This is a genomic window from Clostridium tertium (genome assembly GCF_017873245.1).
Taxonomy (GTDB): Bacteria; Bacillota; Clostridia; order Clostridiales; family Clostridiaceae; genus Clostridium; species Clostridium tertium.
The window spans coordinates 61,794-74,934 of sequence record NZ_JAGGJY010000002.1 but is presented as its reverse complement, the minus strand read 5'-3'; the positions used below and the strand labels follow the sequence as shown (position 1 = coordinate 74,934).

The window sequence follows — 13,141 nt, the reverse complement described above, 5'->3', positions numbered from 1 at the left end:
TTTGAAAAAGCTAAACTTTTTAATTATTTTTCTAACTTTTACTACACTTCTATTGATTGGTTGCACAAAATCACAAAATGAAATGGTAATAAATCCTTTTAATGATATTTCAATGGATTCTGTTAAGAAAATTGAATTTAGAAATTTTGATGTATCTAGTAGCAAAAATGAAATAGGAAGAAGCAAAATAGTTATTGATGAGAGTGATATAGAAAAACTTGGAGAGTATCTAAAATCTATAAAAGCTACAGAAAGTAATGAAAAAGCTAAAGAGGCAGTGTTATCAATTGGATTAATTGATAATACCGAAAAAGATAAACATTTTATATCTTCAATAATATTTTGTAAAAATCAAATAATTATTTATAAATATAATAAAGAAAGAAATAGTGAAACTGTAGAAAGCGTATATAAAAATACAAATAGTGAAATTATAAAAGAATTAAGTGATATGTATAATGATATGAATTATAAAGAAGAATTTTTATATAAAAAATAAACTTAATTAGTGAGATTAGATATTAAAAAAAATAATGAGGGTGATCAATAGCTGTGTAAAAACCGGTGATTTTATGGAGGTTTATTCCAGAAGATGCCGGTTTTATTTTTTTAATTTCACATCTTATATTAATAATATATAAAAATATAGAACAAATAAAAATAGACATAAGTTAAGAGTTCTGAATACGTAGTGCACATCATTACACTAAAGTTGAATTTAGCTTAATTAAAAATCCAATGATCATAAATCATTGGATTTTTTTATTTACTAAAGATACTTTTAGCAAAATAATTATTTCTATAAAGAATTTAGGGATAGTAGATAGATTTATTGGGACAGTCTGATGTAGATTAATTATCTACCTTTTTTATTGATTTCTTAGTTCCTTAAGCTGCTTTAATAATTCTAAATATTGATTATCTAATAAAGTCTTTTTATTTGGATCACTTTCAAAGGATAATAAAGAAATAACTTCTGAAAGCTTATTTTCTAATATTAATATATTTTCTTTAAGGATCTTTTCATCTTTATCAAATTTGGGATTAGATTTAAAATTAATATATTCATCGTAACTACCATCAAATTGAATAATTTTATTATTATCTATTTCTAATATATAATCGCAAATATTTGAAATAAATTTCCTATCGTGTGACACTATTAAAAGAGTTTTATTAGTATTTTTCAAAGCATTTTCAAGAGATTGCATGCATTTAATATCTAAATAGTTTGTTGGTTCATCAAGAATTATTATATTATTATCTGAAAGTAAAAGCTTACAAATAGCAACTCTTACTTTTTCACCACCACTTAAATATGAAAGCTTTTTAAATACAGTATCTCCCTTAAAGCCAAAGCCATCTAAATTTGTTCTTATAAAACTTTCTTTGAAAGAAGAGTCAATTTTAATATTATCTAATATTGTTTTATCTGGATCTAGTATATCTTGAGATTGATCCAAATATCCAATAACAGCATTTTTAGAAACTTTTATATTTTCATTATTGTTATTGATAATTTCTTTTAGTAAAGTACTTTTACCACTTCCATTTTTCCCAATTAAAGCAACTTTTTTACCTTTTTTTATTTTAAAGCTAGATTCATTTAATAGAATTTTATTACCTATAGTAATGGTTAAGTTTTTTGCTTCAATAGGGTTTTTAGAAGTAAGCTCTAAATTTTCAATAACATCGATTTTTATATCTTTATCTTCTTTAGGCTTTTCTTTTACATCCAATTGCTCGATTCTATTTTGAATAGCTTTTATATTATTTTCTAATTTCTTTTTACCTTTTTGACCACCCATTTTATGAAGTCTAGCTTCTGAATTTCCCATTCTTTTAGGTGTTCTTCTAATACCATCTCTTATGTTTTCTTTTGATACTATAGCTTCTTCAAGTCTTCTTTTTTCATTAATATATTGATTATATTCAGTAATTTCCCTTGCTTTTTCTGCTTTCTTAAGTTCTATATACTTAGAATAATTTCCATTGTATATATTTATCTTTCCATCTTTAATTTCAACAATAGTATTACATAAAGAATCTAATAGATTTCTGTCATGTGAAACTAGAAGAAGAGCTCCGGAATAATTTTTTAGCATATCTTCAAGGGTTTCAACGCTATTACTATCTAAATTTGAAGTTGGTTCATCAGCAATAATAAGTTTCTTATTTTCACTTAAAGCATTAGCAATTTTCATTTTGACTTTTTCTCCACCAGAAAGATAATCCTTATATTCAGTTGGAGCATTGAAAATACTTTTGATTTTGCTAAATGAACATTCATTTGAACTATTACCAAATTGATTAATATAGGAGTAACTTTTAGTTAAGTAAGATGTTCCTTCATCAGAAGGTTCATCACCAATTAAAATTTTTAAAAGCGTAGTTTTTCCTGCACCATTATCACCAACTAATCCTATTTTATCTCCATCTAGTATTTCAAATTTGTCTATATCCAATATTAATTTATCACCATAATATTTCTTTATTTTATTTAATAATGCTAATTGCATAAAAAAATCCCTCCTTAAAATGTAGGAGAGAGTATACGACTTTATAGAAGGGTAAAACAAATAAACCTTAAGCCAGTAATCCACTCTCCGTAAATTTTTACACAACAAAAAAGGCTAATAAAGCTCTTAAATTTTATTGTGAATTAAAAATTATAAAAGTAGATTACATTCTCATGTTTGAAATTACCTTTCCCTTTCTTAAAATTGTTTTCATTTTTCATTATAGCACTATTTTAAGTTATTTCAAATATTTCTATGATATAATTAATAATAAAAAAATATATATATTTCAATTAATTATCTTAATCAATATAGATTTATATTATAAAAAGTTAATAGGCTTATATAAATAAAGTAGCAAAATTGAAATCATATATTATTAAAATTTTTATATAAGTTGCTAAAATAATGGCTTTACTTAAATAATCTTAATTTATAAATATAATTAAGATAAATGTAGACTTTATTACAACTTATATAGTAGTTAAGAAAAGGTGATTTAATGAAAAAGACAATAGGAATTCTTGCTCACGTAGATGCTGGTAAAACTACGTTTTCAGAGCAAATACTTTATCATACAAAGAGCATAAGAAATAGAGGAAGAGTAGATCATAAAAATTCATTTTTAGATACACATGACATTGAAAAAGAAAGAGGAATTACTGTTTTTTCAGAACAAGCTACATTTCAAATTGGAAGTTCCACTTATTATCTTATAGATACTCCAGGACATATTGATTTTTCCACAGAAATGGAAAGAGCATTAAGTATATTAGATTATGCAATTTTATTAATTAGTGGAGTAGAAGGTATCCAAGGACACACAGAGACAATATGGAATTTACTTAGAAAATATAATATTCCAACATTTATTTTTATAAATAAGATGGATAGAACTGGAGCAGACTTAGAAAGAACACTTGAAGAAATTAATGAGAATTTAACTAAGGATATATGCCATATAGATTCTATTCATGGAATGAGTGAAGAATTAATAGAATTTATTTCTGAGAGAAATGAAGATCTTTTAGAAAGATATTTTAATGCTGAGTATGAGGAAGAAATTTGGATTACTGAATTAAAGAAACTCATAAAAGAAAATAAAGTATTTCCATGCTTAAGTGGAAGTGCTCTTCAAGATGAAGGAATAGATAATTTTTTAAATATATTCAATGAACTTACATATACAAATTATGATAAAGATGATGAATTTTCAGGAAGAGTCCATAAAATACGATACGATAATAATGGAACTAGAATTACTTTTATAAAAGCTATTAGCGGGAGTCTTAAAGTAAGGGATGAAGTTATTTATGGAACATTAGATGAAGAAATAGCTGAAAAAGTAAGTAGTATAAGATTTTATAATGGTAGCAAGTTTACAACAGTTGAAAAAATATCAGCTGGTGATATTTTTGCGGTAACAGGAATTACTAAGGCAATGCCAGGGGAAGGTATAGGAAAAAATAGAGAAAACATTCAATTTAATATGATCCCAACACTAATGTCAAAGGTTATTTTTGATAAATCTTATAATGTAAAAGAGGTTTTGGGATATTTTGTAATATTAGAAAGTGAAGATCCAGCATTAAATATAATATGGAATGAGACACATCAGGAAATTCAAGTTTCTATTATGGGTAAGATTCAACTTGAAGTACTTAAAGAAGTTGCATTAAATAGATTTAATTTAAAGATAGAATTTGGGCCTTGTGAAATTATGTATAAGGAAACTATAGATAGTAAGACATATGGATACGGACATTTTGAGCCATTAAAGCATTATGCTGAAGTTCATTTGAAAATGGAGCCAAACAAAAGAGGAGAAGGAATAACTTTTGAAAATAAATGTCATGCTGATGATTTAACTACAGGAAATCAAAACTTAATTAAAACACATATTTTTGAAAGAAATCATCATGGACTTTTAACGGGATCACCAATTACAGACATGAAAATAACATTATTAACTGGTAGGGCACATAATAAACATACTGAAGGTGGAGATTTTAGAGAAGCTACATTTAGGTCAATAAGACAAGGATTAGAAAAGGCTAATAATATACTTCTTGAACCATTCTATAAGTTTAAAATAGATGTAGAGCTTGATTATATGGGGAAGGTTATATCTGATATTCAAAGGTTAAATGGGAGTTTTGATCCTCCAGAAACAAAAATAAATAAAGTTTCTATAACAGGAAGAGGACCAGTAGCTACATTTATGGATTATAGCTCAGAAATACTTACATTTACTAAAGGCAAAGGTAGTGTAATTTTAATATTTGATGGATATGATGTATGTCATAATACAGAAGAAGTAATTGAGAAAATAGGATATGATAAAAATGAAGATATAGAATATTCATCAAGTTCTATTTTCTGCTCAAAGGGACAAGGATTTGTAGTTCTATGGGATAAGGTTGAAGAATATATTCATTGTGAAGTAAAAGAATAAAAAATGGGGAGAATAGGGCTATGTATAAAGAAATAAAATTAAAAAATGGGGAAAATTTAATTTTAAGAAAAGCAGAAGTAAATGATGCTGAAAAGATGATTGAATATTTAAATATAGTTGGCGGCGAAAGTGATAATTTACTATTTGGAGAAAATGAGTTCCATTTAAGTATAGATCAAGAAAAATCACATTTAGAAAATATGGCTAACCAAGAAACTTCTATGATGCTAGTAGGGATAATAAATAAAAAAATAGTAAGTATAGCACAAGTATCCACATCAAATAGAAAAAGAATATCTCATAATGCAGAAATTGCTATTTCAGTAAAAAAAGAATATTGGAACCTTGGTATCGGAAGTGAAGTAATGAAAATATTAATAGACTTTGCTAAAGATACTAAAAAAATAAAGAATATAAGCCTAGGAGTAAAGGCAAATAATATAAAAGCAAGAAATTTGTATAGCAAGTTTGGATTTAAAGAAGTAGGATTTCATAAGAATTTCTTTTATGTTAATGATGAATATGATGATGAGATATTAATGGACTTATATATTTAGAATAATGAAAGAGTGAAAAAAATAAAAAAGTGAAAGAATTGAGAAAAAAACCTTAACTTCGTCACTCTTTCACTATTAACTTTTCACTAAAACAAATGTGCCATAAGTTTATTGCCATCTTCATAAACAGTGACAGTAAAGTAATTCCAAGGAACTATTGTTGCTCCTACTCTTGAAATTGCAACTCTTATCTTAAAACTATGTCCAGAATTTGTATTAGGGTCTAAGCCCTCATAGGTTACTCTATCTAACCTAACCACCATTTCTTCGCCATTAGCAAGATCCATTTGGCTTCTTAATGAAGATAAGTCTTTTTTTAGTTTTTCTTTATCGCTCTCAGAAATAGGCTCGTATCCTTTTTCATTAGTATTGCTATATGATATTAAATAGTTATATATAGAATTATCTTCATTTAAGTATGAATATAGCAGGTCATTTATAAAATCTATTTCTTTGTATTCACCAGCAGTATAGTAAATAGATGTTTGATCATCATAAATATTAGTACTTTTTTCTATTGAATTAATGTCTTTAGAAGAAGTATATGATTTCCCGAATGCTTCAAAAGAAGTAGGTACTTTAGGTTCTTCTTTTATGGGATCATCTGATTGAATATTTTCTTCAATAGAATTATTATCAGCTGTATTATCTTTTGAATTTGAGTTTTTGCATGAAGTAAAATTAAAAGTAATCAATAATGAAATCAATAATAAAAATATTTTCTTTGTTGTCATAAGAACTCCTTTCTAGGTAATTATTTAAAAATACTTATGTAAATTTATTCTATGATAAAATATAAGAAAAGTAAATTATTAAAAGAAAACCTTTAAATAATATTTAATATTTAAAAATATTTATAAATTAAACAATTAGTTGATTAAAGATAATTTCACCAATATAATTGAATATATATTAAATAAATTAAAAATAGGAGGACAAAAAAATGTCAGTTAAAATGTTACACACTTGTATAAGAGTTAAGGACTTAGAAAAGTCATTAAAGTTTTATAAAGAAGCATTAGATTTAATAGAAACAAGAAGAAAGGAATACCCAGAACATAAATTCAGCCTTGTTTATCTATCTAATGAAGAAGGCGGATATGAAATAGAATTAACTTATAATTATGATGTTGAAAAGCCTTATGACTTAGGAAATGGTTTTAGCCATATTGCAGTTGAAGCTGAAGACTTAGAAGGAATGAGAGAAAAGCATATAGCTTTAGGATATGAAGTAACTCCATTTAAAGGACTACCTGGAACAAAACCTTCATATTATTTCGTAACAGATCCAGATGGATATAAAATTGAAGTAATAAGAGCTAAATAAATTTTAATAAGTCTAGTAACTTTACAAAAGTTACTAGACTTATTTTTTTATATAATACACAAACTACTAAAAGGAATATAAATTACACTAAAATATGGATTTCACTAAGTTAGATACAAGTTATAATATTATGATAAATAGCAATCAAATTAGTTCAAATAAATATATTAGTTATATAATAAAAATTATTTAAAAAAAGTATAAATTAATTAATAATTAGTATATAATAGAAATAAATAACAATAAATTAAATAAAAGGATGAAGGAGTATTATATATGAGTAAAATATCAATAATTGGAGCAGGTTCAATTGGAGCAACTACTGCCTTTGCCTTACTACAAAAGGAAGTAGCAAGAGAAATAGTTATTAATGATATTAATCAAGAAAAAGCGCTAGGTGAAGTTCTTGATTTAATGCATGGAAGTTCTTTAAATAGTCCGTGCAATGTTACATTAGGAGCTTTAGAAGATACTAAAGATTCAGATATAATAATTATAACTGCTGGTGTTGCACAAAAACCAGGAGAAACTAGACTAGATTTAGTAGATAAAAACTATAAAATATTTAAAAGTTTTGTTCCAACAATAGCAAAATTAAGTCCTAATGCAATATTACTAGTTGTATCAAATCCAGTGGATATACTGGCATATATGACTTATAAATTATCAGGATTTCCTAAAGAAAGGGTTATTGGTTCAGGTACAGTTTTAGACACAACAAGATTAAGGAGCTTACTTGGAAAGTACTTTGGTATTGATGGAAGAATTGTTCAAGGATATGTTTTAGGAGAACATGGAGATAGTGAGTTTGTTCCATGGTCATCATTAACAATAGGAAACATTCCAATAAAAGATTTTTCAGAACAATTAAAAATAGAATGGGATGAAGCAACAGAAAAAGTTATTGCTGATGATGTTAAAAATGCAGCTTATGAAGTTATCAATAGAAAGGGTGCTACTGCCTTTTCAGTTGCAGCAGTTCTAACAAGAATAGTAGAAGCATTTTTAAAGGATGAAAAAACTGTATTATCAGTATCTACTTTATTAAATGATTATTTAGGTGTTAACAACACATATTTGAGTGTTCCAACAATAGTAGGTAAGAATGGAGTAGAGAAAGTATTAAATATAGAATTATCAAAAGAGGAAAAAGACAAGTTCGTTTCATCTGCTAAGATAATGAAGGAATATATTGATAGAATTAATAATAATTAGAGTTGAAATTAAAATCAAAAGGTATGGAAATTTTTATTCCATACCTTTTTGTAGTTTTATTTCATATAATTTCCAAGAAATAAGTATATTTAGAAATAAAAATAATATAATTCTTTATATGTCATGTTGCTAAATAGCTAAAAATCTATGATTCAATCATTAAATTTTAATTAAATATTAAATCTTTATTGTAACGTATATTAAGTTTTAAAATGAAAAATACAAGCATATTATAAATTAGAAATTATGTTGGAATAAAATACTATTAATGAAAGGTATGGATCAATGAAAAGTATTAATCTAAAAGAGCTTTTTAAAAATAAAATTACAGGGAACATAATTATTATAGTGACAGCAATTATATTTACATACTTACTTATAGCAATATTTTTTACAAATCATTTCTTTTTTAATACGGAAATAAATGGAATTAATTTATCATTAAAATCATATGAAGAGGCACCTGATATATTGAAAAAATCAATAAATGATTATAAGCTACAGATAATAGAGCGAGATGGAAAAATAGAAGAAATATTAGGAAAAGATATAGGATTACAGTATAACGAAAAGAATAGTATTTTTAATGTTCAAGATAGACAAGCTTCATTAAAGTGGATTGTGGGGTTAATAAAAAAACAAAATTATAATATAGGTGATTTAGTTGATTACAATAATGAGAATTTAAATAATAAAATTAAAGAATTAGATTGCCTAAATAAAGAAATTATAGAACCTAAGAATGTAGGATTTAAATACTCAAATGGTTCATATGAATTGATTGAAGAAGTTTATGGTAATAAAGTAAAGAAAGAGAAATTATATGAAGCTATAGAAAATAGCATTTTAAATGGAGAGGTGAAGATCGATTTAAATGAGAAATTATGCTATGAAAATCCAGAGTATACAGTAAACTCTGAAAAAGCAATGATAGCAAAAGATATATTAAATAAATATGTATCAACTAAAATAACATATTTATTTGGAGATAAAAGTGAAGTATTAGACGGAAGTAGAATAAATGAATGGCTTAGTGTTGATGATAATTTAGAAGTAATAATAAATGAAAAATCAGTAAAAGATTATGTGTTAGAGTTAAGTGCTAAATATAATACAGTTGGAATAGCAAGAAACTTTAAATCTTCCACAGGAAAAATGGTTGAGGTTAAAGGTGGATACTATGGCTGGAAAATTAATTATGTAGCAGAAACAAGGATGTTATTAGAAAATATAAAGCTTGGAGCAATACTTGAAAAAGAGCCAATATATACACAAAAGGGTTTAAATAGAGATGAAGATGATATAGGGGACACCTATGTAGAAATCAATTTAACAAGTCAGCATTTATGGTTTTATAAAGATGGTAAACTTATTACTCAAGGAGATGTAGTAACTGGAGATCCTGGGAAAGGATATTCAACTAAACTTGGAACGTATATGCTTAATTATAAGCAAAAAGAAGCAACTTTAAGAGGTCCAAATTACGAAGCAAAAGTAACATATTGGATGCCTTTCAATGGTAATATAGGGATTCATGATGCAAGTTGGAGATATTCTTTTGGAGGAAAAATATATAAAGGAAATGGGACTCATGGTTGCGTAAATTCTCCGTCATATTTAGCAAAAACTATTTTTGAGAATATAGATGAGGGAACTCCTGTTATTTGTTATGAAGAATAGAAATATTAAAAAGGACATATGTAACTTTACATTAACTACAAGCAAGTGACGTAATAAATAAACTTACATATGTATCCTTTTTAATCATTATAAAAATATAAATGATTAAAGGCATTAGTGGACATAAAGATATTTATGAAGATATAAATATAGTGAAAATTAAATATAACTTAGTATTATCGGATATTATATATAAAATAATATCCGATATTTTATCTCAAAAAATATAATAAAGGAAGAGTATCAAAAGATATATAGTGTATATAAAAATTATAGTGATGAATTAAACAACAAATATAATTAAATTTACTTAAGTAAAGTAAAAGGTTTTATGAAAGAAGATAAAAATTATCTTGTATCAATTTCCTCTGACTTTATGATGGGGGAAAATGGTATATTAGAGAAATTAATTAAAGAATGATATAAAGTAGAAAAGGTTGATAAAAAATAATTATTTAAAAATTTAATCTTATGGATAAAATATAGTTTGAGACATTAATATTAATAGTATATTTTGGAGGTGCATTATGAAAAGATTAGATAATAAAATTTCTTTAGTAACTTCATCAACAAGAGGAATAGGATTAGAAATAGCTAAAAAATTAGGTGGAAATGGTTCGAAAGTTTATCTTGCTGTAAGAAGATTAGATGCAGGTAAAAAAATTGCAGATGAAATTATTGCAAATGGTGGTAATGCAGATATAGTATATTTTGATGCAAGTAAGCCGGACACGTATAAAACTATGATAGAAGAAGTTATTAATAAAGAGAAAAGATTAGATGTATTAGTAAATAACTATGGAGGAACTAATGTAAAAGCAGATTTTGATGTAGTTACAGGAAATACAGAAGATTTTTTTAGAATAGTACAAGATAACTTGCAAAGTGTATACTTACCTTGTAAAGAAGTAATACCTCATATGATAAGAAATGGAGGTGGAAGTATAATTAATATATCGACTATAGGCTCAGTAATTCCTGATTTATCCCGTGTAGCATATGTTGTATCAAAAGCAGCTATTAACTCACTAACTCAAAATATAGCAGTTCAATATGCGAAGCAAGGGGTTAGGTGCAATGCGATATTACCAGGTCTTATAGCAACTGATGCTGCTATGGACAATATGTCAGAGGAATTTATAAAAGGATTTTTACGACATGTTCCATTAAATAGAGTTGGAAAGCCAGAAGATATAGCAAATGCAGTAGTATTTTACGCTAGTGATGAATCATCTTTTATTACTGGAGATTTAATTGAAGTTGCAGGAGGATTCGGACTTCCAACTCCATTATATGGGGACTCTATCACTAAGTAAATTGAATTTATAATTATTTTATATAGTAATATATATCATAAAGGAAAATAATGTTATAATAGTAAAAAAGGGGGTATTTAGTATGAAGGATAATAGAATAAGCTTAGTTATAAAATCTTTTCTTTGGGGTATAGCTTGGTTTGGAGTAGCAGTATTAATAGGATTTATAATAACTAAAGTAACAGCCTATAAAAACTTTGAAAATATTTTATTTATAGAAGGTATTATATTAGTTTTTGTAGGAATCTTTGCATCAATATCAGGTGATCCAATGGGACTTTCTATGCAAGGGCTTGGACAGAATAGTGCTCAATATTCAGCTAGTGCAAATCTAGAAGTTACTAAAATGGAAAGAGAAAAATCTAATAGAAAGTTAGATGTAGCACTAGCAGTTAGTACATTTTCTTTAATATTAGGTGGAGTGTTTAGTGCAGGTTTAACTTTTATTATATAGTTTTATAGAAAGCTATTAGGAGTTATAGAAATTAGTATAAAGCTTTTTATTTAGTATTATTTATAAAAATATATAATTATAAAAAGGGGAAGGTTTATGAAAAATAATAGAATATCCTTGTTTATAAAAGCTGTGATTTATGGTTTTGGATGGCTTGGGGTAGTAACGATGATGGGATTTATAATAACTAGTAGTACACCTTACAATAGCTTTCAAAATATATTATTTATAGAAGGCTTGCTACTAATTTTTATAGGGATTTTTTCATCAATATCAGCAGATTCAATTGCTCTTTCACTAATGGGAGGGGGTAGAAGCTATAGAACAGAAATAGATATATCATTTGCTTTTAGTAGTTTATCTTTAATAATCGGTGGAATATTATCTACTACATTAACTTTTATAATGTAAATTAAAAACAGTGTTTTTTGAAAATAGAGTTGTTATTTTAATTATAACAACTCTATTTATTAAATTTAAATATTAAATTTATATATATTTATTAAGTAATAAAAATTATTAATTAGTTCTTGATTTAGTATAGACTATTATAGTATTATTTTATATAACTAACAGTTAATAGAATTAGTTTATATATTATAAATCTGTATATGAATATGGTAATAAATATTTTATAAAAGATTATAAAATATAGAACATTATATAGAATATTGAAATAAGACTATACTTTGGAGGTAATTATGTTAAATATAGGATGTCATTTATCAACTACAAAAGGTTTTGAGAATATGGGAAAAGAAGCACTACAAATTGGAGCAAATACATTTCAGTTCTTTACTCGTAACCCAAGAGGCGGTAAAGCAAAAGAAATAAATATGGAGGATATGGAAGGACTTTTAAAAATTGCTAAGGAAAATAACTTTTCAACTATTTTAGCTCATGCTCCATATACATTAAATGCATGTTCAGCAGATGAAAGAACAAGAGAATTTGCAAGAGAAATGATGGTTGATGATTTAAATAGAATGGAACTTATGCCAAATAACTTATATAATTTTCATCCAGGAAGTCATGTAAAACAAGGGGTAGAGATAGGGATTAATTATATAGTAGATTTACTTAATACTGTATTAAGTAAAGATCAAACTACAACAGTTTTATTAGAAACTATGGCTGGAAAAGGTTCAGAAGTTGGAAGAACATTTGAAGAAATAGCAGAAATAATTTCAAGAGTTGAATTAAAAGAAAAAATGGGAGTTTGTCTTGATACTTGCCATATTTATGATGCTGGATATGATATAGTAAATGATTTAGATGGAGTTTTAGAAGAATTTGATAGAGTAATAGGATTAAATAGATTAAGGGCAATTCATTTAAATGATAGCAAAAATCCATTTAAAAGTCATAAAGATAGACATGAGAAAATTGGAGAGGGTTCTTTAGGATTAGAAGCTATAACAAGAATAATAAATCATCCAAAGCTAAAACATTTACCATTTTTCTTAGAAACTCCAAATGAACTTGATGGCTATGCAAAAGAAATAGAACTATTAAGAAGTAAATACGTAGAATAAGAAAAATTCTTGCTATCTAGTAATTTCTTGTGTAATATTTACTTATCAATACGGAATTTTTATAAATTGCGAAGCAAAATAAT

General features: G+C 25.9%; 12 protein-coding genes. 10 read left to right on the top strand and 2 right to left on the bottom strand.

Annotation, left to right across the window (positions count from 1 at the left end; translation table 11 throughout):
* Position 1: 1 nt before the first annotated feature.
* Positions 2–499, top strand: coding sequence for a hypothetical protein (locus J2Z25_RS03375; protein ID WP_008679829.1), 498 nt, complete (start codon positions 2–4; stop codon positions 497–499).
* Positions 500–869: 370 nt separating this feature from the next.
* On the opposite strand, the gene cplR is transcribed toward J2Z25_RS03375, so the two are convergent.
* Positions 870–2,519, bottom strand: coding sequence for an ABC-F type ribosomal protection protein CplR (cplR, locus tag J2Z25_RS03370; protein WP_209738366.1), 1,650 nt, complete (start codon positions 2,517–2,519; stop codon positions 870–872).
* A gap of 502 nt (positions 2,520–3,021) precedes the next feature.
* Here cplR and J2Z25_RS03365 point away from each other — a divergent pair.
* Complete coding sequence (locus J2Z25_RS03365) at positions 3,022–4,974, top strand: elongation factor G (RefSeq protein WP_209738364.1); 1,953 nt, start codon at positions 3,022–3,024, stop codon at positions 4,972–4,974.
* Positions 4,975–4,994: 20 nt separating this feature from the next.
* A complete protein-coding gene (locus J2Z25_RS03360; RefSeq protein WP_209738362.1) occupies positions 4,995–5,531 on the top strand; it encodes a GNAT family N-acetyltransferase in 537 nt (178 codons plus the stop codon).
* A gap of 86 nt (positions 5,532–5,617) precedes the next feature.
* Here the strand turns inward: J2Z25_RS03360 and J2Z25_RS03355 are convergent, their stop codons facing one another.
* Positions 5,618–6,265, bottom strand: coding sequence for a hypothetical protein (locus J2Z25_RS03355; protein ID WP_209738360.1), 648 nt, complete (start codon positions 6,263–6,265; stop codon positions 5,618–5,620).
* A gap of 209 nt (positions 6,266–6,474) precedes the next feature.
* Between J2Z25_RS03355 and gloA the strand changes: the two genes are divergently transcribed.
* From gloA to J2Z25_RS03320, 7 genes are all read left to right on the top strand, one after another.
* Positions 6,475–6,858, top strand: coding sequence for a lactoylglutathione lyase (gene gloA, locus J2Z25_RS03350; protein WP_111927913.1), 384 nt, complete (start codon positions 6,475–6,477; stop codon positions 6,856–6,858).
* Positions 6,859–7,134: 276 nt separating this feature from the next.
* On the top strand, positions 7,135–8,073 hold the full coding sequence (locus tag J2Z25_RS03345; protein ID WP_008679818.1) for an L-lactate dehydrogenase: 939 nt from the start codon (positions 7,135–7,137) through the stop codon (positions 8,071–8,073).
* Between the two features lie 285 nt (positions 8,074–8,358).
* Complete coding sequence (locus J2Z25_RS03340) at positions 8,359–9,753, top strand: L,D-transpeptidase family protein (RefSeq protein ID WP_209738358.1); 1,395 nt, start codon at positions 8,359–8,361, stop codon at positions 9,751–9,753.
* 527 nt (positions 9,754–10,280) lie between these two features.
* Positions 10,281–11,069, top strand: a complete 789-nt coding sequence (gene hdhA, locus J2Z25_RS03335; protein WP_008679813.1) for a 7alpha-hydroxysteroid dehydrogenase — start codon at positions 10,281–10,283, stop codon at positions 11,067–11,069.
* Positions 11,070–11,151: 82 nt separating this feature from the next.
* Positions 11,152–11,523, top strand: coding sequence for a hypothetical protein (locus tag J2Z25_RS03330; RefSeq protein ID WP_008679811.1), 372 nt, complete (start codon positions 11,152–11,154; stop codon positions 11,521–11,523).
* Positions 11,524–11,619: 96 nt separating this feature from the next.
* Positions 11,620–11,934 carry a hypothetical protein gene (locus J2Z25_RS03325; protein WP_209738355.1) on the top strand — a complete coding sequence of 105 codons (315 nt, stop codon included), beginning with the start codon at positions 11,620–11,622 and terminating at the stop codon, positions 11,932–11,934.
* A 290-nt stretch (positions 11,935–12,224) separates the two neighbouring features.
* Positions 12,225–13,058 carry a deoxyribonuclease IV gene (locus tag J2Z25_RS03320; RefSeq protein ID WP_209738353.1) on the top strand — a complete coding sequence of 278 codons (834 nt, stop codon included), beginning with the start codon at positions 12,225–12,227 and terminating at the stop codon, positions 13,056–13,058.
* The last annotated feature ends 83 nt before the right edge of the window (positions 13,059–13,141 follow it).